Source organism: Rickettsia felis URRWXCal2 (assembly GCA_000012145.1).
GTDB lineage: Bacteria > Pseudomonadota > Alphaproteobacteria > Rickettsiales > Rickettsiaceae > Rickettsia > Rickettsia felis.
In genome coordinates this window covers 984,948-1,010,677 of the sequence record CP000053.1, presented here as the reverse complement: position 1 = coordinate 1,010,677, position 25,730 = coordinate 984,948, and the positions used below count along the sequence as shown (strand labels likewise).

The window sequence follows — 25,730 nt, the reverse complement described above, 5'->3', positions numbered from 1 at the left end:
CCTATTTACCTAATAGTTTATTATAGACTTATTATAATTGTTTAAAGCTGGTTAGCTAGGCTTGGCACAGAATTGTATACAATTTGCTAATCAATATAAATCAAAGAGTACAAATAAGCAATAGTTTTTTATTTGTCGGAAGATCCATATTGTATAATATTGACAAGTCTAACATGTTAATTATATCCTTAAATTAGTATATTTTTATTAAGATATTGGAAAGGGAATTATGAATTATCAGAAAGAATTATTGATTGAGGCAATTCAGGAGGATAATCTAAAAGAGGTTCAGAAACTATTACAAGCAGGGGTAAATCCTAATACATTAGATGAATATGGTAAGCTTTGTATTCGTTCTGCTATAAACAATGAAAATTTAGATATTGTTAAGGTTTTATTAGATTACGGTGCTGATCCGAATGCAATTGATAAAATTAAAGACCCTATAATTTTAGAGGCTATAAGAAGCAGAGAGTTAGGTATCATTAATAGCTTATTAAAAAAAGGAGCTAATCCAAATGTATTGGACCGGCATGAAAACCCCATTATTTTATCAGCATTACCAAGAGGTGTGAATATTGTTAATACGTTACTAAATAATGGAGCCGATCCTAATCAAGTGGATAAAAACGGTAATACTGCTCTAAGTATTATACTAGAACGTACAGGAGATATAAACGTAGATGTAACTGCACTGTTAATAGAAAAAGTTAAAGAAAAAGCTCTTAATTTAAGAAATAGTAATGGTGAGACTTGCTTACATTTAGCAGCTCAACAAGGAAAAATTCAGATGTTTGATAAATATCTTGATTACTATCAAACAGTAAATATTACCGATAAGGCCGGAAATACTCCACTATATTGGAGCAAATTATTGGGGCATACCGAAATCTCCGATATGTTAAATAAACGTGCAGAAGAGTTGAATGAGACGGCATATACAAAAATTACAAAAACAGAACGTTTTGAAGATTTACCGCCAAGACCTAAAATTGCATTAAGTTATAATCTCGAAATTGGAGGACGATATGCAAATGAAGAGAAAACAAAGCTTATTTATCAAGGTGGAGATGTAGAATATATTGATTTCAGAGCAATAGTACCTGAATCAGCTAATACAGAGAAAAAGATTAATGAAGAGGTAATAAATGAAGCGAAACAAAAAGCAAAAGAATTGTTAGCTGGTAAGGATGCATTAGTTATTCCGGGCAATAATAGAGAAGTTGATAAGGAAGTAGCTAAGCATTTTGGAGGGGAGGTAAACATAAAAACAGGTCAACCTGATTTTGCACGCTCTCTTGCTGAAATGGTTATGGCAGAAGTTGCTATAGAAAAAGGGATGCCGATAATGGGAATTTGCGGGGGGCATCAAATTATTAATACCTATCTTAAAGTACCTATCTTAAAGGAAAAATAGCTACTGCACCTAATCATGAACATGATTCTATAATTATTGAACCTACTTCAGAATTAGCATCCATAATAAAAATGAATTCCCCGTTAAAAGAAATACCAAAACAAAACTTTGGGGCTAGTCATAGTAATATGGTACAAGAAATAGGGGGAAAAGATAGGCTGATAGATAAAAAAGAGTTACTAAAAGTATCAGCAACAACCGAGCACGGAGAAATAGAAGGAACGGAATCACAGTTTGGCGCACCGATTCGTACTTTTCAGTTTCATCCTGAAATGTTCAGTTCAGAGCCTAAATATCGAATTGAAGAGGTGGTGCGTGATAAAAAAATCTTCGCATCATTTGTACAATCAGTGCAGACATTCGCTAATAAGAAAAAGCTAGGAGTAAATATAGAATCTAAAGTACCGAAACAAAAAAGCTTTAGAGCAATGGTCTCAGAACAGAGAAAAGAAACACCTATAGAAAGAGGTCGCTAATTTGACTTTGTGAAAAACCGGCGAGTGGTGCGGTCGAGAAGACTTGAACTTCCAATCTTTTTACAGAACAGCACCCTCAATGCTGCGCGTCTACCAATTTCGCCACGACCGCTTAAGTTTTACTCTATAGCAGATTATGAGTAAAATATCAATAGAGTTGTTGTTTATCCGTCATTGCGAGGGAATATAGTTTATCCGTCATTGCGAGCGACTAAAAGGAGCGTGGCAATCTCAGGACTTTAGCACGAGATTGCTTCGTCAAAACTTACAGTTTTTTCTCGCAATGATGATAAAGCTATTTAAGACAAACTCACTACAAAACTAGGCATAATCGATTGTTTAATAGCAGCTTTCGTTAAACTATCTAGTTTTTCATCAATATTATCAAAATTAATATGATATTCTCTAGAATTTCCGGTTAACACTAGACCGGAATCTATACTAAGGCGATTTGCTGCAAGTATATCGGTGTAAAAAGTGTCGCCAATCATTAACATACGATTCTTAGGGGTATTATGACATTCTTTTAAAATCTTGCTATATGTGTCTTCATATGGTTTACCGCTATAAATTACTTTTCCGCCAAGCTGCTTTATTTTCTCGGCATAATAGCCGCTACAATATCTATAAATACCGTGTTGATTTATTCCAAGATCAGGATTAGCACAAATATTAACCATTTTACGTTGTACAACAATTTTAAATAACTCATCGAATTCGTTTAAATCTAAATTTTCGTTTTCGTCTCTGTAAATAGTCATTAAGAAAATATTAGCTTTGTTAATATCATCGGTGATAGGACATTGAATTCCGTTTATTATATCATTTTCTAAATGTCCTAGGTGATATATTACCGGTTTTTCAATACCGAATCGTTTTTTGCTTTCTAGGATCATTTGCACAGCTATTTCACCTGAGCTAATAATCATTTCAGGTAGCACGTTTACTCCCCAAGATTTAATTGTTTGATGCAGCGAAAAAATATTTCGCGGAGCATTAGTAACAAAATATACTTTTTTCCGTTTAATAATTTTATTAATATTTTCTACGACGTCCGGGTAAGTATGTCCTCCTTCGATTATTACACCCCAAAGATCAAATAAAAACACGTCATAATCATCAATTAGGTCGAAAATATTTTTTAACTTTAATGTATTCATTTGTTATCTCATTAATTCGGTATTGCCATATAGTCATTGCGAGCGACCATAGGGAGTGCGGCAATCTCGTCGAATATCCTGAGATTGCTTCGTCAAAATTTTCAATTTTTCCTCGCAATGACGATATCAAAATGTTATTTTGCTATCTCGCTAATTTTAAATCAAGAAACTTTACTATTCTAATAAGTTACGTTATAGTTATTTTTATTGTTTCTAGCAACAAATAAATATTGTGTCGGATTATGTCGGAAATTGAAGAAAAATTTAATGAATCATCATATGGTGCTGATTCTATAAAGGTTTTAAAAGGTCTTGAAGCCGTAAGGAAAAGACCAGGAATGTATATCGGGGATGTTGGAGATGGATCGGGTCTACATCATATGATTTATGAAGTAGTCGACAATGCTATCGATGAATCGCTCGCCGGTTATTGTGATTTAGTCCGAGTAACGTTAAATAAAAACGGTTCGGTAACCGTGTCCGATAACGGGCGAGGTATACCCGTTGAAATTCATCAAGAAGAAGGAATATCGGCAGCTGAAGTAATTATGACGCAGCTTCATGCCGGAGGTAAGTTTGATCAGAACTCCTATAAGGTTTCAGGCGGTCTGCACGGCGTCGGCGTATCGGTGGTAAATGCTCTTTCAGAGTGGCTTGAATTACGTATTTGGCGTAATAATAAGGAATATTTGATTAGATTTAATAATGGTATAACAGAAGCTCCGCTTGCGGTTGTAAATGAAGATATTAATAAAAAAGGTACGGAAGTTACTTTTTTTCCGTCTGTAGAAACATTTACTAATATAGAATTTGATTTCGGCACTATAGAGCATCGTCTTCGTGAGCTTGCTTTTTTAAATTCAGGTGTAAAGATTTTACTCGTCGATAATCGCTTTGAAGAAGCTAAAGAAGTAGAGTTTTATTATACAGGCGGTATAGAAGCTTATGTAAAATATATAGATAGAGCCAAACATGCTGTTCATCCATGTATAGTAGTTAATACAGAGAACACCGAATCCGGTATTAGCCTTGAGCTTGCGATGCACTGGAACGATTCTTATCATGAGAATATTTTATGCTTTACTAATAATATTAGGCAGCGTGACGGCGGAACTCATCTTAGTGCTTTCAAATCAGCAATAACACGTGTTATTACCTCTTACCTTGATACTACGGGTCTTAATAAAAAATCTAAAAATGACTTTAGCGGTGAGGATACTAGAGAAGGCTTATGTTGCGTACTTTCCGTTAAAGTTCCTGATCCTAAATTTTCCTCTCAAACAAAAGATAAGCTAGTAAGCTCCGAAGTACGACCGGTTGTTGAAAATGCCGTTTATACAAAGGTTCTTGAGTGGTTTGAAGAGCATCCGGCGGAATCAAAGGCAATTATAGCTAAGATTATGGAAGCAGCTAATGCTCGTGAAGCTGCTAGAAAAGCGAGGGAGCTAACTCGAAGAAAATCAGCCTTAGAAGTCTCGAACTTACCTGGTAAGCTTGCCGATTGCCATGCAAAAGATCCGGCAATTTCAGAATTGTTTATTGTTGAGGGAGACTCTGCGGGCGGTACTGCAAAGCAGGGTAGGGATAGTAAAATTCAGGCTATATTGCCTCTGCGTGGTAAAATTTTGAACGTTGAGCGAGCAAGGTTTGACAAAATGCTCGGTTCGGATCAAATCGGTACGTTAATTACGGCTCTTGGAACCGGTGTCGATAACCGAGAATTTTCTTTAGAAAAGCTTAGATACCATAAAGTTATTATTATGACCGATGCTGATGTTGACGGCTCGCACATTAGAACTTTATTACTCACGTTTTTCTATCGTCATATGCCTGAGCTAATAAATAAAGGTTATCTATATATAGCTCAGCCACCGCTTTATAAGGTAAAGAAAGGAGCAGCCGAGTTTTATTTAAAGAATGAGCAAGCTTTGCAGGATTATTTGATAAAATCAACTATCAATGATGCAACCTTAACTCTAGACGGTAAAGAACAGTTAGTAGGCGATAATTTAGAAGAGCTAATTAATAAAGTAGTTAAGTTTAACGGTTTGCTTGATCATGCTAGCAAAAAATTTAATCGCTCAATTACTGAAATTCTTGCAATTAATGACTTACTTAATAACAAAATATTTGAGCTAGAGAGTGATTCAAGGCTTCAAAAAGCTTTAGATGTTTTAAATAGCTTAGAAGAGTCGCCCGATAAAACTAATTGGGAAGTTTTAAAACATGAAAATAAAGTAGAGTTCTTCCGTTTTAGCAGAGGCTTAAAAGAAAGTAAAATATTGTTGAAAGAGCAATTAGAATCATTTGAGTTTGTACAAATATCAAAGCTTGCTTTAACAATTTTTGATATATTCGATAAGCAATTAAAGCTTATAGTGAAAAGTCAGGAATTCGGTATTTTAACAGCAAGCCAGTTGTTAAATGCTATTATAGAATGCGGAAAAAGAGGTATAAGTATTCAGCGTTTTAAAGGTCTTGGTGAGATGAATTCCAACCAATTATGGGAAACTACTCTTGACCCTGCAAAAAGAACTTTGCTTCAGGTAAGAGTTGCGGAAGTCGATGAAGCGGAGGGCATTTTCTCTACTTTAATGGGTGACGTTGTTGAACCTCGTAGATTATTTATCCAAGCTAATGCATTAAATGTCGTGAATTTGGATGTGTAGTATAATCGGTGTCATCACGTGGCTTGTCCCACCAGTGTACGAATGTTCAGGATGTCATTCCTGCGAAAGCAGGAATCCATAAAATGAAACTAAAAAACAAAAAATGTATTGGGTATATATATTATGCTCTAATAAGCATGGTACTTTATATATTGGTATAATACGTCGTGCTTATGAACATAAGCAAAAAATAATAAAAGGTTTTACCTCAAAATATAATATTGTAAAGCTTGTTTATACAGAAGAATTTACTGACATTCAAGAAGCACTTACAAGAGAGAAAAACTTGAAAAGGTGGAAACGTAGTTGGAAAATAGAACTGATAGAAAAAGCTAACCCTGAATGGAAAGATTTAATTGAATAGTTCTATGGATTCCTGCTTTCGCAGGAATGACATTCTGAACGTTCGTACATTAGAGGGGCAAGCCACGGGGTGATCCTAGAAACATTTTTATAAAACATATGCAAAAATTAATTATTCACGGCGGTAAACCTCTTAAAGGTAGTATTAATATTAGCGGTGCTAAAAATGCCGTGTTACCTATTATGGCGGCGTCTATTCTTACCGATAAACTGCATATTACTAATGTTCCAAAGTTAACGGATGTTAGTACTATGAAAGATTTGCTAAGAAGTCACGGGGCAGATATTAAAATATTAGAACACCCGGATGAATTTGAGCTTATAATTAATACCGGAAATATAAATAACTTTACCGCAAATTATGAAATAGTTCGTAAAATGAGAGCATCGATTTGGGTGCTTGGTCCTTTGCTCACCAAATACGGTAAAGCAAAAGTATCGCTTCCGGGTGGTTGTGCTATTGGAGCAAGACAAGTAGATTTGCATATTGCCGTATTAAAAGCTATGGGAGCTACGATTGAAATAGAAGACGGTTATATTAATGCTTCAAGTAAAGGACGCATAAAAGGTACTCATTTTGTTTTTGATAAAGTTTCCGTAGGTGCTACGATTAATGCAATACTTGCAGCTGTTTTAGCAGAGGGGGAAACCGTGCTTTTTAATTGCGGCCGAGAGCCGGAAATAGTTGATTTATGTAATTGCCTTATCAAAATGGGAGCCGATATTGCAGGTGTCGGCACTAGCGAAATAACAATTAAAGGTAAGGATTCTTTAAATAAAGCGAGCTATAAAGTACTTTCTGATCGTATTGAAGCCGGTACTTATATGTTTGCGGCAGCTATTACTAAAGGTGATGTAAAAATTTGTGGGATTGATTACCATATTATAGAAAATATAGCTTTAAAACTTATTGAAACGGGTTTAAAAGTTGTGCAGATCAATAACGGAGTCCAAGTAACTTATGAAGGGAAGTTAAATTCAGTTGATTTAGAAACTAATCCCTATCCCGGCTTTGCTACTGATTTGCAAGCACAATTTATGAGCCTTATGACGCTTAGTAGCGGTGTTTCAATGATTACCGAGAATATTTTTGAAAATCGCTTCATGCATGTTCCTGAATTATGTAGAATGGGAGCAGATATAGTAGTACGAGGTAATAAGGCGGTCGTTCGAGGTGTAGAAATGTTAAAAGGAGCAGAAGTTATGGCAAGTGATCTTAGAGCTTCGGTATCGCTAATACTCGCAGGGCTCAGTACTAATAGCAAAACCGTATTACACAGAATATATCACTTGGATCGTGGCTTTCAAGATTTAGAAAAAAAATTAAGTAATTGCGGTGCGGATATAAAAAGAGTATAATATACTCGATGAACTTCAAAAATTGGCTACGTCGTTCTACAAGAGCTTCGGTACTCACGTATTAAGTATACGCTCCGTTCCTCGCCTTGTGAACTCCTTGCTCTTTTTGAAGTTGATCTTCGTATACTCAGTTCCTATTTATTTGTAGTGTACTATTTTTAACGGAGAAAATTATGGCAAGAATTACAGCAGAAGATTGTAATAAAATTATACCGGATAGGTTTCGGCTTGTTGTACTAGCAACAAGATATGCTAAATTATTAAATTATAAAGTAGAAACTAATCAAATCAAAAAAGAAAAGCGTGATAAACCTCCTGTTATCTCATTACGTAGAATTGCTGCCGGAAAAGTATCGGTAGAACAGTTAGAACAAGACCTAATAAACAGTCTGCGTACAAAAACTATGATAGAGCCAATTGTTAATCAGGATGAATCAGAAGATATAGAAGAAAAATTTGAGTATTTACCTGAGGTTTGTATAACGGAAGATTACTCTGATTTAGATGATCAAATTTTTATTGATGAGACCGGTGATGATTTTGAAGATAAGTAAATGTTTATCGGTGTCGGTACTGATATAGTACAAATTCCTAGAATCGAAAAAATATTACATTTATATCCAGAACTTTTTGCTAAAAAAATTCTAACTTCAAAGGAGTTAGCACAGTTTAGTTTATTGGACAAAACAGGTCATGCTGTATTTTTAGCAAAGCGTTTTGCTGCTAAAGAAGCTGTAAGTAAAGCCTTTGGAGTCGGTATAGGTCAAGGTATAAATTTAAAAGATATTACTATACTAAATGATAATTTGGGCAAGCCTATAGTAGAAGTTAGTTCAAACTATACAAAAAAACTCCCACCTTTTAATATTCACCTTTCTCTTTCTGATGATTATCCTGTATGCGTAGCGTTTGCTGTGATTGAAAGTAGTTGTAACGTTATTTCTAGGTAGAGAAGACGTGTTGTTATATGGTTCGGGTTTCCGTCATTGCGAGAAGAATTACGTAGTAATTCGACGAAGCAATCTCAAGATATTTGATGAGATTGCCACGTCGCTTCGCCCCTCGCAATGACGGTTTTGATATCCATGCAGATGCCTACGACGAAATATAAATTACGATCCGGCTTTGCTGCCTGCTTTAGGTAACATGATTTTTAAATCGGCTTTAGCTTCTAAATCAGAAATATATTTCTTTAGTACTTCTGCAGCTAATATATTATCAATAGTTACTTTTGCTTCTTCTTTTGTTGGAATAGGCACAGGTTTTTTCTCAAGCACTTTGATAATATGCCAACCGAAATCGGTTTTTACAGGAGTTGAAACTTCATTTACTTTTAAAGCAAAAGCTTTCTTCTCAAATTCCGGTACTAACTGTCCAGGTTGATTTAATAGAATGTAACCTATAACTCCGCCGTTTGAAGCTGAAGCTTTATCAAGAGATGATTCTTCTGCAAGCTTAGTGAAATTTCCGCCTTTGCTTAATTTGGTCTTTATATTGTTAGCTTCTTTTTGGGATTTAACTAAAATATGAGCAACTTTTATTTGCTCTTTACCTTTAAGATTACCGACATATTTATTATATTCATCATCAAACATCTTATCTGTAATATTAGATTTTATATAATTTGCCAGTAATTCTTGTTGAGCTAATTGATTTTTTGCATTTTCAAGTTTTTCTTGGAATTCTTTAGAAGAAGTAATATTTGACTTAGCAACTTCTTCTTTTAACAAAAGATTATTAACATAAATTTTTATTAATTTTTCCTGATCTTGTGGTGGAAAATCATCAAAATTTTTGATTGTTTCACCTGATTGAAGATTAAGCTGAGGCTTAAATTCTTTCATAATTTGCGATTCTTTTACTTCACCGCCTTTATAGGTAGCAACTACTTTGTCTTTATCGGCAAAAGCAATACCGGAAAGCATGCTAACTGATAAAAATATAACAGATAATTTTTTCATTTATGACTCATAATTGTGTTAAACATAAGCTTAAATTTTATAAAAATAATATATAACCGTCAACAGCTATTTGAGAATATTTTATTTATTAATAATAATTTACAAATATTTGTAGTAAAAAAATGCCTTTCAATAAAAAATTATTCATTTAAATAAAATTATAACATTTGATAATTTTATAAAATATACCTATATTTAAGTACTAAAATACTAAAAATATCATAAGGACTTTAATGCTTTCTATTTTAAAAAAACTTTTCGGTACTGCAAATGATCGTACTGTAAAAAAACTATTTTCTGAAATTACAAAAATTAACTCGCTTGAGCCTGCTATACAAAAATTATCAGATGAGGAGTTAAAGAATAAAACTGTAGAGTTTAAAGAAAAGCTTAAAAACGGAGCTACTTTAGACGATATAGTATATGAGGCGTTTGCGGTAGTTAGGGAAGCGGCTAGAAGAGTTTGCGGTATGCGTCATTTTGACGTTCAGCTTATAGGCGGTCTTATATTACACCGAGGCATGATTACGGAAATGCGTACCGGTGAGGGTAAGACCTTAGTTGCGACGCTTCCTGCTTATTTAAATGCTTTGACCGGAAAAGGCGTACATGTTGTAACTGTGAATGATTATCTAGCAAGTCGTGATTCTGCATCAATGGGTAAAATTTACAATTTTTTAGGTTTATCGGTTGGATGTATTGTTGCCGGTATGCCTGATGAAGCAAAACGAGCCGCCTATAATGCTGATATTACTCATGCAACAAATAATGAACTCGGTTTCGACTATTTAAGGGATAATATGAAGTATAGCTTGCAGGAGCGAGTACTTCGTCCTTTTAATTTTGCTATCATCGATGAGGTTGATTCGATTTTGATAGATGAAGCAAGAACTCCGCTAGTTATCTCAGGTCCGGTTAATGATAATTCGGAATTATACGGTAAAATTGATAAAATTGTACGCATGCTTAATACAAGTGATTTTGAAAAAGACGAAAAATTAAAAACTATCAATTTAACGGAAACCGGTATTACACATATAGAATCACTTTTAAGTAAAGAACATCTTATAAAACCTGATACCGGTTTATATGATTTTGAAAATTTAACTTTAGTGCATTACGTTAACCAAGCCTTAAGAGCTCATAATATGTTTACGGTTGATGTGGATTATTTGGTGCGTGAAGGTAAAGTAATGATTATAGATGAGTTTACCGGTCGTGTAATGGAGGGGCGTAGATATTCGGAAGGGCTACATCAAGCATTAGAAGCAAAAGAAAATGTGAAAATTCAAAATGAAAACCAAACTCTTGCATCTATTACTTTCCAAAATTATTTCCGTAATTATCCTAAATTATCGGGTATGACCGGTACCGCTATGACCGAAGCACCGGAATTAAAGGACATATATAATCTCGATGTGGTTGCAGTTCCAACCCATAATAAAGTTACAAGGCTTGACCTTGATGATGAGATTTACGGTAGTAAAAAAGAAAAATATGATGCTATCTTAAAGCTAATTAAGGATTGTTACGATCGTGGTCAGCCTATACTTGTCGGTACGATAAGCATAGAAAAGTCAGAAGAGCTTTCAAGCGTTTTAAATAAAGAAAAAATCCCTCACAAAGTATTAAATGCTAAGTTTCATGAGCAGGAAGCTTTTATTATTGCTCAAGCAGGTAGGTTTAAGGCAGTAACGATTGCAACCAATATGGCAGGGCGAGGCACTGATATTATGCTTGGCGGTAACCCTGAAATGTTAATAGAGCAGCTAGATGAAGATCATAACTATGAAACTAAGGCAGCTGAAATAAAAGCTCAAATTTCCGAAGAAAAGAAGCAGGTTATTGAAGCGGGCGGGTTATTTGTAATAGGTACGGAAAGGCATGAAAGCCGTAGGATAGATAACCAGCTAAGAGGAAGATCGGGTAGACAAGGTGATCCAGGAAAAACTAAGTTTTTCCTATCGCTTGATGATGATTTAATGCGTATTTTTGCATCAGATCGTATATCAGGAGTCCTTAGAACACTTGGATTGAAAGACGGAGAGGCTATCCACCATCCGATGATTAGTCGTTCACTTGAGAAAGCTCAGCAAAAAGTGGAAGGACATAACTACGAGATGCGTAAAAATTTATTACGTTTTGATGATGTAATGAATGACCAACGTAAGATAATATACGAGCAACGTACTGAAATTATTAAATCTAAAGATAGTCACGGTTTCTTAAATAGTACTACTGAGGAACTCGCTAAAAAGATAGTATTAACTTTTATGCCGGTAGGCTCTTATAGAGAAGATTGGGATATAGAAAATTTAAGCGTAGAATTGCATCGTGTCTTTTCTATGAAATTTGATCATAATTTAGTCAGTAAAAATGACGTAACGGAAGAAGAAATCACGAAAATCGTTATACAAACGGCTCATGATATATATAAGTCAAAAGAAGAAGCTTATAGTAGTGAGTTAATGCATAATGCCGTGAAGTATATTTTACTAACTACTCTCGATCAAGTTTGGAAAGATCATTTATATAGCTTAGATCATTTAAGACAAGGCATATCGCTTAGAGCTTATGCTCAGAAAGACCCTCTTAGCGAGTATAAAAGAGAAGCATTTAATTTATTCGAGCAGATGCTTAATAATTTAAAAGAATTATTTATTCAAACAGTATATCACTTCCATATCGACTTAAAACATATTCAAAAAGAAGATGTTTCGCTTGAACATAAAAAACTTCAGAAAAATATGCGAGAAAGTCGGGAAGATCCGGCATTTAGTAAATATAATGCAGGAAGTAGCCTTGAGACTGACCTTAAACCTGTCGTATCACGCGTTGACCCAAAAGATAGAAACCCTGATGATCCTACTAGCTGGGGGAGGGTATCTCGTAATGAGCTATGTCCGTGCGGTTCAGGTAAGAAATATAAATATTGTCACGGTGCAAATGAATAGATGAAAACCTATAATACCCTACGATTTTTACTCTATGTCATTTCCACGAGGTATTGCCTTCATGGATACTCGAGCCGTCATTGCGAGGAGGCATTGTTGCGTAGATCGGTAAAACCCACTGTGTCACCCCGTGGCTTGATTAGTCTTGTTGCATAGCTCGAGAAAAGCGTTCAATGTCATTCCTGCGGAAGCAGGAATCTAGTAAAACCTACAAAAAACTTGTTTTTTTAGGTTTATTTTGTAAATATTAAGATTATTTTTTTTGGATTCCTGCTTTCGCAGGAATGACATAGGTATCCATGCAACAAGACTGCTTTTAGCTAGGAATGACATAAGAGTATTATAATGAAAACCACTTTACCTGAACGTTCTCTAAAAATCCAAGCTAGGCTTAATTTTATAGTGCAGCAAATTCTAGATATTGCCCAAGATAAAATCGCTATGATTATCTTGTACGGTTCGTTTGCTCGAGGTGATTGGGTACGTGATCTACCTAACGGTTACCATAGCGATACCGATATTTTGATAATTCTGAAAAAAGGTAAATATAAAGGATATACTGCTTTAAGGTTAGAAGATAATATATATAAAAGGTTAGAGAAAACGGGAGTAATAAAGCCTCAGATTATCCCATATGATTCAGAGATATCCATAATTCTTGAATCAATAGACGAGGTAAATAGGCAGTTAGAGAAAGGGCGTTATTTTTACACGGATATAAAAAAAGAAGGCATTCTTTTATATGATAGCAAGGAATTTACCTTAAGCGAAGCTAAGGAGTTACCTTGGAGCGAGATGAAAGAAATTGCTAAAGATTATTATGAAGAGTGGTTTGATTTTGGAGTAGGATTTCTTATAGATTCTAAAAATAATTTAGAAAGAAAAAGCCTTAGACATAGTGCTTTTTATCTTCATCAAGCTACCGCAAGTTTTTATAGTAGCATTTTATTAGTTTTTTCTAATTATAAACCAAAACTACACGATATAAAGAAATTAGGGAGCAGAGCGGCAAATTATAATAGCGAGTTATTGCAAGTATTTCCTATAGTAACGCCGGAACAAAAAGAATGTTTTAAATTACTTCAAAAAGCATATGTTGATGCGAGATATGATAAAAACTATAAAATTACTAAAGAACAGCTTTTATACTTAATTGAGAGAGTAGAAAAACTGAAAGAAATCACCGAAAGAATTTGCTTGAAGCGAATTGGTTAATGATACATATTATATTATGGCTTGATCGGGGGTACCCACATGTGTACTGATTTCCCGTCATTGCGAGAAGAAACTGCAAGTTTCGACGAAGCAATCTCAGGAATATTACTTCATGAGATTGCCACGTCGCTTCGCTCCTCGCAATGACGGTTTTGGTATCCACGCAAGCAAGCCTTTCTTGTAATGGTAATAAGCTCTTTTTTATCTTTAAGAAACACAAAATTATAAATAAATAGAATATGACACAACTATTAAATCGCAGTTTAATTATGCTGCTAAAGTCAAATATAATAGTGCAAGATGTACAGTCTTATGTAGTTCAATTTGGGTTTGAAGCTATTTTAAAAGAAGCTATATCTTTTGATAAAGTGGATGTAGTAAAGAGTTTAAATAAATTACGTGCAGTATCTACTACTGAATTATTTTTAGCATCTTCAAATAATGCACTAAAAGTTGCTGAGTGGCTAGTTGAAACAAAAAAAGCAAATGTTAATATGTGTAGTGAGATTTTTAAGGATACTCCTTTAAATTCAGCTGCACGTCACGGAAGTTATAAAGTGGCAGAATATCTAATAGCAAAAGGAGCTGCAGTAAACGGTTACGAGGGAGCTTTGCTAGGACCGCCTTTATATGAAGCTGTAAGCGGTAAGTACTTGAATGTAGCAAAACTATTACTTGAGAAAGGAGCTGCGGTTGATCAAAGAAAATCCGGAGAAACACCTTTACATGCGGTTGCTAAAAACGTTCGATATACTTCTAAAGATATTAAGGATGATGAAATATATAAACTGTTAGTATCATATGGTGCTGATACCAACGCAAAAGTAGAATTTAGAAGAGTAGGGTTTAGTATATATGACGGAAAAACGGTATCAGAAATAGCAGAATTTAAAGTAGCATTAGCCGGTGAAAGTGAATAATAACGGAAGAATAATCATTTTCTGAGATATTACTAGACGGTAGTTATTGACAAGTTTAGGAAAAAGTTTTATATTCTTCACAAGTTTAAGAAAAAGTTAATAGTGTATGTCTAAAGCTAAAGCAAAAACCGCTTCCAAAAACAACCCAACTTCTAGGGAACAGGCTAAAGAATATTTTCATAACGGTCAGAAAATCAAACCGGTAAGGCTTATTGCTGCTCAAAATTCCTTTCTAGCTGCTGAATATGAATCTTCCGGGGATTTAGTCGTAGGAAGTAACGGTCAGCCGTTACCTTGGGGGTTAGTTAAAAGCTTATCTTAATAATTTTTACTTCCAAAGACCTCACCAATAAATAATAGGGGATGTAGCTCAGGGGTAGAGCATCTGCTTTGCACGCAGAGGGTCAAGGGTTCGATTCCCTTCATCTCCACCAGTTCCTACAAGGATTTCAGAGCTTTTTGAAATTTAGCAAAAACTGTGAATGTTCCTTTTATGTTCCAAAATGTCTAATTTTTGTATTAAATCTCTTTTAAATTCCGAATTTTAAATATTATCAAAAAAACTAACTTTGTATATTCCTTAAATCCTCCTCAGCTTATCTATTTATACTTTTTGTTAAATTTCTATTGCATTCTTAAAACTCCTTATTATTATTCTGTCTATAAGCTCATTTTTAACAAAATATTAAAATTTATAGAATTTAATAAGGATATAAATCATATACCGAACTCCATATCTTTTCAATCCTTCATATCAAACATTAATATTTGCAATACATGTAGTAGATATAGCGACAGCACAGAGCTGTATAGCTCTTATGAGTCAAATTGAATTAAGCAAAATCGACAATGATGGCGAAACTGCTTTAATTTGGGCTGCTAGTAGAGGTCTAGAAAAAGTTTGTAAATAGGAAAGCTCGTTGACTTGGAAAACGAAATTGAGGAAACAATACAACAGCAAGCTATAATAAATGAGAATATACGTATAGATAAGTTAAATATATTTAAGCAAATAGTAGAGAAAGTAAATATTAACGTAGAAAATAACACAAGCAGCAATAAAGCAGAAATGCAAAATATTATAAATAAAATAATAAACGATGTATCGAGCTTAACAAATTCATATGATATAGAAAAAATAACGGCTAGTCTGAAAGAACTTACTACAGGAAGAATTACAAAAGGCAAACTTATAGATGTAGAAGATGAACTTAATGAAATTATATTAGAACAAATAAATAAAGCAGCAAATAAAGTAGTAACATGGGCAGTAAAAGAAATAATTTACGACAAACCACTTTTGAATAATCCGAAATTGCTACAAGTTGCCGTAGATAGTAAACTAAGCTCTGATTTAATCTATGATGCAATTAATAATAATGATGATGAGCTTATTTTAGCTGGATTAATAAGCGTGGGGCATGATGTAACAGCAACCAACTAAGGACAGGAGAATTTGCGGAAGTGTTACCACAACAGACGGAACCGCCTATATTAATGCTAAAAAAGGTTATATTATAGGCGGGACTATTTCTGTAAAAGAATCAGTTATTATAAAAACTTCTCATTCACTCGAGATATTACCGTTACCGTTATATAACGAAGTAATGCTTGCCGGAGGAATGAATACTAATGCAATTAAAGAAGTTATAAGCCGAATTAATGCCGGAACTATTGATATAGATGTCGGTAAAGCAGCTACGTTTGTTGGAAGCTTACTTAAAGCTGCAAACGGTAGCATTAAAGCTGACGTGCTGCATTTACTTAATAGCTCTGCTGAAATAGTAACGCAGCAAGGTAGAATAAAAGAATTAGTGGGTTGGGTAGGAAAAAGTCCAAATGAAAATAATCTACCGCAAAATGTTAAAGAAGAACTAGCGATAATCACTAGAAGTAAGGATGGGGATAAAAGCAACAAACCTCCTGCTGCTCCAGCAAATAACGTCAGTAACAGTGCCTCGTTAATGCCAGGCGGCAACTCAAATGATGATGATCCATTTGCACATTTTAAAAAGAAAGATGGTTCAAATCATTATGAATGCGAAAAGTTTAAAAGCCCTGAATGGAATAAAGCATAAAATTATAAAAGAAGTAAACTTAAAACTAATGGACTAAAAGGAAGAGAAGCAGAGTTTTATCGATGGGATGAATATCATAAAGATATTGAAATGTATGATCGTCACGGAAAACCTTTAGATGCTTTAGATCCTGTAACTGGAAAATTTAAAGGTAAAGATGTAACTGGTCATCAACCATTGAGATTAAATTAATAAAATAAAATAAAAGTAAAGTAAATGAAAGAACATAATTGTAAAGAAATGAGGTTATTTTTATTAAATCCTGAAAGACCGATAAAGTACGAGCCTGTATTTAGAGAATATTATATTGAAATAAAAGGAAGTTTTAATGTTATAACTATGGCTTATTGCCCTTGGTGTGGTACTAAATTACCTAAAGAACTTAGAGGCGAATTTTTTGATATATTAGATGAACAGGGAATAGAAACTGACATCGGTGAATATACAAAAGACGAGCGTATTCCTGCAGAATTTCGTACCGACGAATGGTGGAAGAAGCGTGGATTATAAATTTTCTTATTAGAAATTGAACTTACAGACGACAGTAGAGTTAGTGGTATTCGAGTGCAAGCGGCTGAAGTAAAAGTCAGAGCGAAAAATTTAGTAGTTGAGAGTTTGCAGGACGCAATACAAGAGCGTATGAGTAGTATGCAGATGAGAGTTGGCTTTAATAACGCCGGAACATATAAGGAGTTAGGAGGCAAAGATGAAGTAGCTAGCCGAGATGTAGCTTGGACAAAAGAATTATCAAAAAAATTTACTTCCCTCTATTAGTAGCACGATAAATATATGATAAATAAGTTTTTAGTAAATGAAAAGAACAAATAGGTATAAAAATTCATTTTTAGATTGTAATATCAAAAGATATTATACCACTGTTAATTGTATTAATTTAACAATGATAACAACATGTTGTTTCAAGCACTAAACTTATACTCTATTTTAATTGCAGGTCTTACAGCTATAATTATTGTTTTTATGCGTCAAATATCTTTTTATAAACAACAATTTTATACAAACTTCTTAATAATAACCGTGGCAGATATTTAGCACTTGAAGAAATTAGACAATATTTTCGGCTAGAAGAAGTAAGGTTGTTATCACCCATAGAACTTGAAAATGATCGGAAATTAAACAAATTATTTGAAGATGTTTTAAACTGTTCTGACGATAATTTTGGAACGGCTATAATAAATGTAGTCGAAAATAATATTATTCATAAGTTATTTGTATCTTCAGAAAAAGCTGAAATAAAAAAGCAAGTAGAACGAATCTATATATATGTTAAAGCGCCTTATATAATGAGCAAAAGCGACGAAGAGATCTTATATACTTTCGTTTACTTGGCTAAAATGATGTGAATATAAATTTTACTACCCAGTAATCTACAAAACACTCGGTTATGAGCATGTGATAGAGCCGAACGAATCTATAGGAAACCGTATTAATAAGCAGCAAGCCGAAGAGTTAATTGAGAAAGACATACGCAAAGCTCAAATGCTATTGCATAGACATTGCGTAGTCCCATTGACCGAAAATCAACAAGCCACCTTAATCTCGGTTATCTTCAACTTTGGAGGCGGGAAGTTTCAAGCATCAACATTGTGGTAAAAACTTAATTGAGGAGAATACTGAAAGGCTATTGACGAGTTAATTAGGTTGATAAACGTTGAAAATGTAAAACTATTTTTGAGATAATTTTGTCACTCCTAAAAATAGTTAATTATAATAATACCTAATTTATTTTACTATATATTGTTAATATGTCATATGCTACGCTAAGCAACTTAGAATTAAATTATTAGGCTCCGTTGAAATTTTAGTATGCTAACTTTAAAGTTTTATATTTTCAGTAAATATTTAAGGGTTTTTAAATTTCATCAAAAACGGTATCAATTATGAAAGATAATATTGAATCTAGATCGATTTCCCCTGAGTCTACACGTAGAGCAGACACAAAGGAATTAAACAATTGCATTGTTCAAAAAGAATATCAGCAAGACTATTCTAAGCCTGTTATAAAACGTTTTGCAATAAATCCTGACCACACAAAATACTTAATTGATCAAACTGCTGCAAATCCCTATCAATTAACGCAAAATGATTGTAGCATTACAAAAAATAGTTTACACAGAATTGAAAAAGAAGCATTTAAAAATGCATTTGAAGTATTAAATACGCAAGGTGTTTACACCGTATTAGTTGATACATTTGAGCACGAGGATATAAAAGGTGTCCGGAATGCTGTTGTTGGGTGGAAATTTAAACATAATGAAAAGACTAAATCTACTACAACTCATGCTATATGCTTATGGAAAGAATTAGATCCACAAGGAAATTATAAAATTTTTTTAATAGACCCTAGTAGTTCAAAATTTACTGCTTATCTCAAGGAGCCATTGCACAACTTCTTTACTAATCAAAAGCAGCTAGATACTCAAAAATATACTGGATATACCAATCTAGATATAAAGTTACATCAAAGCAGTAGACCTAGTAATCAACAAGAGAATAAATTTTATGCTCCTCCCTTGGGAACAGATCCTGAAGATTATAGAGATTGTATAGATATTGCTGTTAAAATTGCATTTAAATTAAACCAAACGCAAAACATAAACGATATAAACGAGTTATCCAATTGAGTCTTCCCGATTAAGTGTGTAAACTTTTCCAAAAGCCTAGATTCTTTCGTCAAATTTTATTAAAAAATGAGCCATAGCCTTGTTCCAATTTGGTATGGGCATGGACCATTTTTTGGTCATGTAATCAATTGCCAAATATAAGCTTTTAAAAACAGCATTATCATTTGGAAAAACACGTTTATTTTTTGTGATTTTTCGGAGTTGACTATTAACAGATTCCACAGCATTTGTTGTATAAATTATTTTCCGTATTTCTTCAGGGTATCCTAAGAAAATCATTAAATTATCCCAGTGAACATACCAAGATTTAGCAATTTGAGGATATTGTTTATTCCATTTAGATTCAAAAGCCTCTAAAGCGGAAAGTGCTTCTTTTTCTGTGCTAGTGTATAAATAGGTTTTAAATCACCAGCAAGCTCTTTCCGGTCCTTATATGATACATATCGTAAACTATTTCTAATTTGATGTACAATACATAATTGATGCTCCGTCTTTGGAAAAACAGCACCTATAGCTTCAGACATACCATTAAGGTTATCGCTACATGCTATCAGTATGTCTTGTATACCTCTATTTTTCATCTCAGTAAAATTTCCAAGCCAAAATTTAGCCCCTTCATTCTCACTGATCCATAATCCCAAAATATCTTTCCGCCCTTCTAAATCAATACCTAATGCAACATATACCGATTTATTGATAATCCGTTTATCCTGACGTACTTTTACTATTAAACAATCAAAAAATACTATAGCATATACTGGATCTAATGGACGGCTTTGCCATAGCTTAACATCCTCTATTATATCATCTGTGATTTGGCTAATTAAACTCTCGCTTACATCAGCTCCATATAACTCCTGAAGCTGTAATTTTATATCTGATAAACTCATACCTTTAGCATACAAAGATAGTACTTTATCATCAAAACCATCAAGTCTTCTTTGACGCTTTGCTACTAATGATGGTGCAAAACTGCTATTTCTATCTCTTGGCACTTCAATCTCAACAGCACCATTCTTTGTAATCAGATTCTTTGTGTTATAACCATTACGTGAATTCTGAGCATCACTTTGATTGTACTTGCTATATCCTAAATGATTATTCATCTCAGACTGTAGAGCTCTCTCTACAAGACGCTTGGTTATTTCTTTTAATAAACCATCTTCCCTGAATAATATTGATACATCTGTATCATTATTGATCAATAAATCTATCGCTTGTTCCATTGCAGCATTTTGTTTCTGTGTCATTGTAATTTCTCTTTTTGTTATATTTTCTTTTATACAACCTTTGAGAAATTTACACACTTATTTGGACAGTGCCTTTTATTATTATAAAATATAACAGATATCAGTAAGGCAACTGGATCGTTTTTATTCTATATCATTCCCGTTTTTGGACGTTGTTGCATTGATACCGAATCGTCATTGCGAGCGGGCATTGTTGCGTGGACCGGTAAAACCCACTGTGCCGTGGCTTGCTAACTAGGTCCATAAAAACAATAAAAAATACTAATAATTTTAGTATTTTAACTGGATCCCGTGGTCAAGCCACGGGATGACATTCCAAAGCCTTGGATTCCCGCCTACGCGGGAAGGTATTGTTGCGTAGATACCAAAACCGTCATTGCGAGGAGCGAAGCGACGTGGCAATCCAGAAAAAGATTAAAAAAATTCTGTAAATCAGAATTTTTAACTGGATTGCGGACGTACAATTACTACGTAATTTCCTTGCAATGACGGAAAAGCAGGTCCACGCAACAAGGCCATGTGGGAATGACATAGAGCCGGTTTTTTGAGCCATGCAATAATGTTGGTCAAGATACGAGATGACACCTCTCTTAAGTTGACACTCATGTGTCTTCGCAGGGATAACATCTAGGGCTTTTCAAAAACTGTCCGGTTATATGATAGCCTAGTCGAGCCTTACAAAGTTTGAGTCAATATCTTATCAGTTGAAGAAAATTATCTTTCATGCTGTTTTGAACTATCTTTAGAGGTATTGGGTGTTTGATTTGGAGTTTTGAAATTCCTAGCAGGTTTAGGTGGTGCCTTAGACGGTGTATTTAAAGCTTGTTTTACGAGTTTTGTTTTTTCTTGCTTTATTTGTACCGGAGTAGGTGTTTGAAGTGAGCTTTTATAGCTTTTGGTATCATCTATAACTTTATAGTTAGGATGTTCCATTGTTAAGATCTTTTCTACTTTTTTAGCTTGATATTCTTCCTGGCTTTGTCCGGTAATTGTTGTATAAATTTTTTCCAAAGGTGAAAGTTCAGCTTTCTTATGTATACCATGCAAGACAATAGCCATTCTGTTTTCATGGTGTTTTAAAGATGGGGTATCTAATTTGGATAAAAAATTTTCAAATTACTTAATTTGAGTATCACTAATGGAAGTATTGAGTTGTTTTAAATCCTCAAATATTTTCTTATTAAGTATTAGTCTGTCATTCAACTCTTTAAGCTTATTATCTACTGCTTTGGTAAAGTTTTCTATATTTTGGGGTGTTAGTTTATTTTTGTCTAAAGTTGTGACTTTATAAGGTATATCCGAGCTAGTTTTAAGAGTAATTGGGGGATTGCCAAATGCTTTTTTTATTTCCGGTCCTATAATCTTTACTACTAGCTGATCTTTAAGGCTATTATTTCCATTTATAACTATATCTTCATATAACTTGTCGGGTATCTCTATATTTTTATATATATTGTTAACTAAGTTTTTTTTCGCCCATATTCATTTGAGCGTCTTGACCGTTTATTAATTCACTAAAAGGTACAGCTTCATTTATAACTTCTTGTTTAAAACGATTTTTTATTAGATTATTTATTTTTTCATTAGAAGTAAAAGCCTCTCGAAATTCAGTAGAAAACTTTTCCATTTCTTGTTTAAGTTCTGCAAAATTATTAGATGAAGCTCCTCTATCTTGTGCGTCATTGATTTTTTCGGTTATTGCAAGTATTGTTGCCGGAACATTTATAACGTTATTTTTTACCACTTCTTTTTTCTCGTCTATTTCTACGGTGGAAGTTTCATTAGGATCAGCTTCAAATGTTCCTTTAAAAGCTTTTTTAAAATCTTCATTATTGATATCTATAGGTTTTTTATCTGCTATTATTTGATTTTTTAATTGCCCTAGAACATAACCTTCTATATCACGTATATCGTTTCTTGCACCATTAATAATTTCTTTAATCTGCTTCTCAGTAATAGGTGATTTAGTTGGTTGGTTGTCTTTCGACATAATAACGCCCCTAACTTATTTACTAATTCTATTAAATTATTATTCAACTATTTAACGCTGTTAACAAGTTAATTTAAATTAAACTAAGTTAAATATTATTAAGTTACTACTTAAAAAGCACGTGAGAATATTTTAGAGAGGTGTTTGGGAGGGAGTAGATATTATTGTGTGGATCGTTTTATGCCATTATCACGTAGTATTGTTGTGTGGATCGGTAAAATCCACTGTGGTACCTAGTTCGCTTGAGCTATAGTAACCGGACAGTTTTTGAAAAGACCTCGATGTCATCCCCGCGAAAGCGGGGATCTACCGTCTTGAAAGTCAAGAGTAAAAACCTTAAATTTTACTCTTGAGGTGTATAGTGGATTTATGGATAAGTCTAACGACTTATCCACAATTCCACTATACCAACAACAACAGCAATATTTTAAAATTATTTTTGTTGTTTTTTTATTGTTTTTGCTACCTTAGTAGCATACCAAAGCATGATTACAGGATTGTTCATTCGATCTCTTTAGAATCCGGCTACCGTTCGTACTTCATGCTTTGGTGATTACAAGGACTGTACCAAGATTCCCTCGATCTTTTATGATCCATCCAGTTTACGGTACATTCCTTGTTTTTTCGGCACTGTCCAAATAAGTGTGTAAATTTCTCAAAGGTTGTATAGAAGAAAATATAACAAAAAGAGAAATTACAATGACACAGAAACAAAATGCTGCAATGGAACAAGCGATAGATTTATTGATCAATAATGATACAGATGTATCAATATTATTCAGGGAAGATGGTTTATTAAAAGAAATAACCAAGCGTCTTGTAGAGAGAGCTCTACAGTCTGAGATGAATAATCATTTAGGATATAGCAAGTACAATCAAAGTGATGCTCAGAATTCACGTAATGGTTATAACACAAAGAATCTGATTACAAAGAATGGTGCTGTTGAGATTGAAGTGCCAAGAGATAGAAATAGCAGTTTTGCACCATCATTAGTAGCAAAGCGTCAAAGAAGGCTTGATGGTTTTGATGATAAAGTACTATCTTTGTATGCTAAAGGTATGAGTTTATCAGATATAAAATTACAGCTTCAGGAGTTATATGGAGCTGATGTAAGCGAGAGTTTAATTAGCCAAATCACAGATGATATAATAGAGGATGTTAAGCTATGGCAAAGCCGTCCATTAGATCCAGTATATGCTATAGTATTTTTTGATTGTTTAATAGTAAAAGTACGTCAGGATAAACGGATTATCAATAAATCGGTATATGTTGCATTAGGTATTGATTTAGAAGGGCGGAAAGATATTTTGGGATTATGGATCAGTGAGAATGAAGGGGCTAAATTTTGGCTTGGAAATTTTACTGAGATGAAAAATAGAGGTATACAAGACATACTGATAGCATGTAGCGATAACCTTAATGGTATGTCTGAAGCTATAGGTGCTGTTTTTCCAAAGACGGAGCATCAATTATGTATTGTACATCAAATTAGAAATAGTTTACGATATGTATCATATAAGGACCGGAAAGAGCTTGCTGGTGATTTAAAACCTATTTATACACTAGCACAGAAAAAGAAGCACTTTCCGCTTTAGAGGCTTTTGAATCTAAATGGAATAAACAATATCCTCAAATTGCTAAATCTTGGTATGTTCACTGGGATAATTTAATGATTTTCTTAGGATACCCTGAAGAAATACGGAAAATAATTTATACAACAAATGCTGTGGAATCTGTTAATAGTCAACTCCGAAAAATCACAAAAAATAAACGTGTTTTTCCAAATGATAATGCTGTTTTTAAAAGCTTATATTTGGCAATTGATTACATGACCAAAAAATGGTCCATGTCCATACCAAATTGGAACAAGGCTATGGCTCATTTTTTAATAAAATTTGACGAAAGAATCTAGGCTTTTGGAAAAGTTTACACACTTAATCGGGAAGACTCTAATAAAATTTTATTTCGTTGTTTTTAAAGGCATCTTTTTTATTCCTAAAACCCTTTTTCAAAGAGCTACAGGAAAAATTAATATTACCGGCTTGAGCCGTGTCCGGTCCTTCATTTTTTATTTTCTCTATATCCTTACTACTTGGTACTACAACGGCAATATGCCCTGCTCTTTTTGGGTTAGCATTTTTGTATACGGATACAACAAAATATCTTTGATTAGCAAATTTTTGTGCTTGAATAAAATTATCATCACGATTTCCTGCTTTAACAAAATTCCAGCCGTTCTTTATTCCGTCTGTTTCAAGCCACTCAGCTTGCTTATTTGATAAAGTAGGTATAAATTCTTTATCGCTTTCAGGATGAGGAAGTAGAGATTTATTTGGAAGCCCCAAGGCTGCACTAGCAGCATAAGCAAAACAACTACAATGAGTCAAACGCTTTAACTTAGGAGAGTTATATTTTTCCGTTTCTTCTAATAAAGTTTCTCCCGACTTACAATTTATTACATTACCTTTCTGCCATTTTTCCTCGACATTTAAAGAATTAATTACCTCTAAATTTTTTTAGCGGCTTCCGATATATTGTCTGCTTGTGCAGTCATATTAATACAAAGTATGCAAATTATAATTAATTTTATTTTATCCATTTTTTTCTCATATTAATTTATGAACCTCTATATACAATATATAATATGATAATTCAACTATTAATTGTAATTTTTTATATTTTATTATTCAGAGAAACATAAGAACACTCTATGTTTCTTGACAAATGCTATGCTTTTATATATGCTTCTTCGTATGTTAGCAACAAGAAATAAGGCTTAGAAATAAGTACTTCAAGCTTAGCACCCGTAGCTCAATTGGATAGAGTATATGACTACGGATCATAAGGTTAGGGGTTCGACTCCTCTCGGGTGCGCCATTCTTCATTTTTCAGTATTTCTACAAACGTATTAAACGACGAACTCCACATAAAATCAAGCTTTTTGCCGTTTAATGAAAGGTTCGATAAAACTAATTTTTATTAATTGTCTTTCACCAAATCTCTAAACTAAGCAACTTTTCTCTTTCTTCTAAATAGTAAATTAAAAAGAAATATTAATAATTTAATTAAGCAACAAGCCGCCTTAATTTCATTCATTTTTAACTGTGGTAGCGGGGCATTTCAAGCATCAACCTTGCGGCAAAAACTTAATAGAGGCGAATACCTAAACGCTGTCGGTGAAATGCTTAGATGGGTAAAAGCTAAAGGCGGTGTTAAGCTGCAAGGCTTGGTGAAACGTAGGGCTATAGAGCGGTCTTTGTTTTTAAGCGAAGCAG

21 protein-coding genes, 3 tRNA genes and 5 pseudogenes are annotated in these 25,730 nt (G+C 33.7%); 22 read left to right on the top strand and 7 right to left on the bottom strand.

The window, feature by feature from the left end; genetic code table 11:
- The first annotated feature begins 229 nt into the window (after positions 1 to 229).
- Positions 230 to 1,893, top strand: a pseudogene (locus RF_RS05100) (ankyrin repeat domain-containing protein).
- A 25-nt stretch (positions 1,894 to 1,918) separates the two neighbouring features.
- Here the strand turns inward: RF_RS05100 and RF_RS05090 are convergent.
- Together RF_RS05090 and RF_RS05085 are read right to left on the bottom strand one after the other, a co-directional pair.
- A tRNA-Leu gene (locus RF_RS05090) sits at positions 1,919 to 2,005 on the bottom strand.
- A 187-nt stretch (positions 2,006 to 2,192) separates the two neighbouring features.
- A complete protein-coding gene (locus RF_RS05085) occupies positions 2,193 to 3,053 on the bottom strand; it encodes a TIGR01459 family HAD-type hydrolase (protein WP_011271271.1) in 861 nt (286 codons plus the stop codon).
- A gap of 242 nt (positions 3,054 to 3,295) precedes the next feature.
- On the opposite strand from RF_RS05085, the gene gyrB reads away from it, so the two are divergent.
- The 5 genes from gyrB to acpS all read left to right on the top strand — a co-directional run bounded on the left by gyrB (position 3,296) and on the right by acpS (position 8,394).
- Positions 3,296 to 5,722 (top strand): DNA topoisomerase (ATP-hydrolyzing) subunit B, encoded by a 2,427-nt coding sequence (gyrB, locus tag RF_RS05080; protein ID WP_011271270.1) that lies wholly within the window; start codon positions 3,296 to 3,298, stop codon positions 5,720 to 5,722.
- Between the two features lie 103 nt (positions 5,723 to 5,825).
- The gene (locus RF_RS05075) at positions 5,826 to 6,086 is read left to right on the top strand and encodes a GIY-YIG nuclease family protein (protein WP_011271269.1); all 261 of its coding nucleotides are present in this window, start codon (positions 5,826 to 5,828) and stop codon (positions 6,084 to 6,086) included.
- Between the two features lie 98 nt (positions 6,087 to 6,184).
- Positions 6,185 to 7,444: a UDP-N-acetylglucosamine 1-carboxyvinyltransferase gene (murA, locus tag RF_RS05070; protein WP_011271268.1), complete on the top strand. Its 1,260-nt coding sequence runs from the start codon at positions 6,185 to 6,187 to the stop codon at positions 7,442 to 7,444.
- 173 nt (positions 7,445 to 7,617) lie between these two features.
- A complete protein-coding gene (gene rpoZ / locus RF_RS05065; RefSeq protein WP_011271267.1) occupies positions 7,618 to 7,998 on the top strand; it encodes a DNA-directed RNA polymerase subunit omega in 381 nt (126 codons plus the stop codon).
- Positions 7,999 to 8,394 carry a holo-ACP synthase gene (acpS, locus tag RF_RS05060; protein WP_011271266.1) on the top strand — a complete coding sequence of 132 codons (396 nt, stop codon included), beginning with the start codon at positions 7,999 to 8,001 and terminating at the stop codon, positions 8,392 to 8,394.
- A 162-nt stretch (positions 8,395 to 8,556) separates the two neighbouring features.
- Here acpS and RF_RS05055 read toward each other — a convergent pair whose 3' ends face one another.
- Positions 8,557 to 9,405 (bottom strand): foldase protein PrsA, encoded by an 849-nt coding sequence (locus RF_RS05055; RefSeq protein ID WP_011271265.1) that lies wholly within the window; start codon positions 9,403 to 9,405, stop codon positions 8,557 to 8,559.
- 233 nt (positions 9,406 to 9,638) lie between these two features.
- Between RF_RS05055 and secA the strand changes: the two genes are divergently transcribed.
- From secA to RF_RS04990, 13 genes and pseudogenes are all read left to right on the top strand, one after another.
- The gene (gene secA / locus RF_RS05050; RefSeq protein WP_011271264.1) at positions 9,639 to 12,359 is read left to right on the top strand and encodes a preprotein translocase subunit SecA; all 2,721 of its coding nucleotides are present in this window, start codon (positions 9,639 to 9,641) and stop codon (positions 12,357 to 12,359) included.
- 345 nt (positions 12,360 to 12,704) lie between these two features.
- Positions 12,705 to 13,574, top strand: a complete 870-nt coding sequence (locus RF_RS05045) for a HEPN domain-containing protein (protein ID WP_011271263.1) — start codon at positions 12,705 to 12,707, stop codon at positions 13,572 to 13,574.
- A gap of 239 nt (positions 13,575 to 13,813) precedes the next feature.
- Complete coding sequence (locus RF_RS09140; RefSeq protein WP_011271262.1) at positions 13,814 to 14,494, top strand: ankyrin repeat domain-containing protein; 681 nt, start codon at positions 13,814 to 13,816, stop codon at positions 14,492 to 14,494.
- Between the two features lie 106 nt (positions 14,495 to 14,600).
- Complete coding sequence (locus tag RF_RS05030; RefSeq protein WP_011271261.1) at positions 14,601 to 14,816, top strand: hypothetical protein; 216 nt, start codon at positions 14,601 to 14,603, stop codon at positions 14,814 to 14,816.
- Between the two features lie 37 nt (positions 14,817 to 14,853).
- A tRNA-Ala gene (locus tag RF_RS05025) sits at positions 14,854 to 14,928 on the top strand.
- Positions 14,929 to 15,419: 491 nt separating this feature from the next.
- Complete coding sequence (locus RF_RS05020) at positions 15,420 to 15,938, top strand: hypothetical protein (RefSeq protein WP_011271260.1); 519 nt, start codon at positions 15,420 to 15,422, stop codon at positions 15,936 to 15,938.
- Between the two features lie 178 nt (positions 15,939 to 16,116).
- Complete coding sequence (locus tag RF_RS05015) at positions 16,117 to 16,572, top strand: hypothetical protein (RefSeq protein WP_143549685.1); 456 nt, start codon at positions 16,117 to 16,119, stop codon at positions 16,570 to 16,572.
- A 48-nt stretch (positions 16,573 to 16,620) separates the two neighbouring features.
- Positions 16,621 to 16,764 (top strand): annotated as a pseudogene (locus RF_RS12025) (colicin E3/pyocin S6 family cytotoxin); the annotation flags it as partial.
- 24 nt (positions 16,765 to 16,788) lie between these two features.
- Entirely contained in the window at positions 16,789 to 17,082 is a 294-nt protein-coding gene (locus RF_RS08150; RefSeq protein WP_011271258.1) for a DUF6980 family protein, read from the top strand.
- A gap of 54 nt (positions 17,083 to 17,136) precedes the next feature.
- Positions 17,137 to 17,346 carry a hypothetical protein gene (locus RF_RS05005; protein ID WP_039594829.1) on the top strand — a complete coding sequence of 70 codons (210 nt, stop codon included), beginning with the start codon at positions 17,137 to 17,139 and terminating at the stop codon, positions 17,344 to 17,346.
- 135 nt (positions 17,347 to 17,481) lie between these two features.
- Positions 17,482 to 17,622, top strand: a complete 141-nt coding sequence (locus RF_RS11550; RefSeq protein ID WP_231564272.1) for a hypothetical protein — start codon at positions 17,482 to 17,484, stop codon at positions 17,620 to 17,622.
- 333 nt (positions 17,623 to 17,955) lie between these two features.
- Positions 17,956 to 18,183: a glycoside hydrolase family protein gene (locus RF_RS04995; RefSeq protein ID WP_081427772.1), complete on the top strand. Its 228-nt coding sequence runs from the start codon at positions 17,956 to 17,958 to the stop codon at positions 18,181 to 18,183.
- Between the two features lie 287 nt (positions 18,184 to 18,470).
- Positions 18,471 to 19,214, top strand: a complete 744-nt coding sequence (locus tag RF_RS04990) for a hypothetical protein (protein WP_011271255.1) — start codon at positions 18,471 to 18,473, stop codon at positions 19,212 to 19,214.
- A 36-nt stretch (positions 19,215 to 19,250) separates the two neighbouring features.
- Here RF_RS04990 and RF_RS04985 read toward each other — a convergent pair.
- The 3 genes and pseudogenes from RF_RS04985 to RF_RS04975 all read right to left on the bottom strand — a co-directional run bounded on the left by RF_RS04985 (position 19,251) and on the right by RF_RS04975 (position 22,454).
- Positions 19,251 to 20,464 (bottom strand): annotated as a pseudogene (locus tag RF_RS04985) (IS256 family transposase).
- Positions 20,465 to 21,178: 714 nt separating this feature from the next.
- Complete coding sequence (locus RF_RS04980; RefSeq protein ID WP_011271253.1) at positions 21,179 to 21,523, bottom strand: hypothetical protein; 345 nt, start codon at positions 21,521 to 21,523, stop codon at positions 21,179 to 21,181.
- A 397-nt stretch (positions 21,524 to 21,920) separates the two neighbouring features.
- The gene (locus RF_RS04975) at positions 21,921 to 22,454 is read right to left on the bottom strand and encodes a hypothetical protein (RefSeq protein WP_011271252.1); all 534 of its coding nucleotides are present in this window, start codon (positions 22,452 to 22,454) and stop codon (positions 21,921 to 21,923) included.
- A 699-nt stretch (positions 22,455 to 23,153) separates the two neighbouring features.
- Between RF_RS04975 and RF_RS04970 the strand changes: the two are divergent.
- Positions 23,154 to 24,367, top strand: a pseudogene (locus RF_RS04970) (IS256 family transposase).
- A gap of 37 nt (positions 24,368 to 24,404) precedes the next feature.
- On the opposite strand, the gene RF_RS04965 reads toward RF_RS04970, so the two are convergent.
- Entirely contained in the window at positions 24,405 to 24,842 is a 438-nt protein-coding gene (locus RF_RS04965; RefSeq protein ID WP_011271250.1) for a hypothetical protein, read from the bottom strand.
- Between the two features lie 413 nt (positions 24,843 to 25,255).
- Between RF_RS04965 and RF_RS04960 the strand changes: the two genes are divergently transcribed.
- Together RF_RS04960 and RF_RS11545 are read left to right on the top strand one after the other, a co-directional pair.
- Positions 25,256 to 25,332: transfer RNA gene (locus tag RF_RS04960), tRNA-Arg, on the top strand.
- Positions 25,333 to 25,507: 175 nt separating this feature from the next.
- A pseudogene (locus RF_RS11545) lies at positions 25,508 to 25,708 on the top strand (lysozyme); the annotation flags it as partial.
- Positions 25,709 to 25,730: the final 22 nt, after the last annotated feature.

Bases quoted from the DNA above. Each gene is read 5' to 3' on its own strand.
- murA (WP_011271268.1), top strand. From the start codon at position 6,185: ATGCAAAAATTAATTATTCACGGCGGTAAACCTCTTAAAGGTAGTATT.
- secA (WP_011271264.1), top strand. From the start codon at position 9,639: ATGCTTTCTATTTTAAAAAAACTTTTCGGTACTGCAAATGATCGTACT.
- RF_RS05085 (WP_011271271.1), bottom strand. From the start codon at position 3,053: ATGAATACATTAAAGTTAAAAAATATTTTCGACCTAATTGATGATTAT.
- RF_RS04980 (WP_011271253.1), bottom strand. From the start codon at position 21,523: ATGGCTATTGTCTTGCATGGTATACATAAGAAAGCTGAACTTTCACCT.
- RF_RS05055 (WP_011271265.1), bottom strand. From the start codon at position 9,405: ATGAAAAAATTATCTGTTATATTTTTATCAGTTAGCATGCTTTCCGGT.
- RF_RS09140 (WP_011271262.1), top strand. From the start codon at position 13,814: ATGACACAACTATTAAATCGCAGTTTAATTATGCTGCTAAAGTCAAAT.
- RF_RS05015 (WP_143549685.1), top strand. From the start codon at position 16,117: ATGAATACTAATGCAATTAAAGAAGTTATAAGCCGAATTAATGCCGGA.
- RF_RS04975 (WP_011271252.1), bottom strand. From the start codon at position 22,454: ATGTCGAAAGACAACCAACCAACTAAATCACCTATTACTGAGAAGCAG.
- acpS (WP_011271266.1), top strand. From the start codon at position 7,999: ATGTTTATCGGTGTCGGTACTGATATAGTACAAATTCCTAGAATCGAA.
- rpoZ (WP_011271267.1), top strand. From the start codon at position 7,618: ATGGCAAGAATTACAGCAGAAGATTGTAATAAAATTATACCGGATAGG.
- RF_RS11550 (WP_231564272.1), top strand. From the start codon at position 17,482: ATGTTGTTTCAAGCACTAAACTTATACTCTATTTTAATTGCAGGTCTT.
- RF_RS04990 (WP_011271255.1), top strand. From the start codon at position 18,471: ATGAAAGATAATATTGAATCTAGATCGATTTCCCCTGAGTCTACACGT.
- RF_RS05045 (WP_011271263.1), top strand. From the start codon at position 12,705: ATGAAAACCACTTTACCTGAACGTTCTCTAAAAATCCAAGCTAGGCTT.
- RF_RS08150 (WP_011271258.1), top strand. From the start codon at position 16,789: ATGAAAGAACATAATTGTAAAGAAATGAGGTTATTTTTATTAAATCCT.
- RF_RS05030 (WP_011271261.1), top strand. From the start codon at position 14,601: ATGTCTAAAGCTAAAGCAAAAACCGCTTCCAAAAACAACCCAACTTCT.
- gyrB (WP_011271270.1), top strand. From the start codon at position 3,296: ATGTCGGAAATTGAAGAAAAATTTAATGAATCATCATATGGTGCTGAT.
- RF_RS05075 (WP_011271269.1), top strand. From the start codon at position 5,826: ATGTATTGGGTATATATATTATGCTCTAATAAGCATGGTACTTTATAT.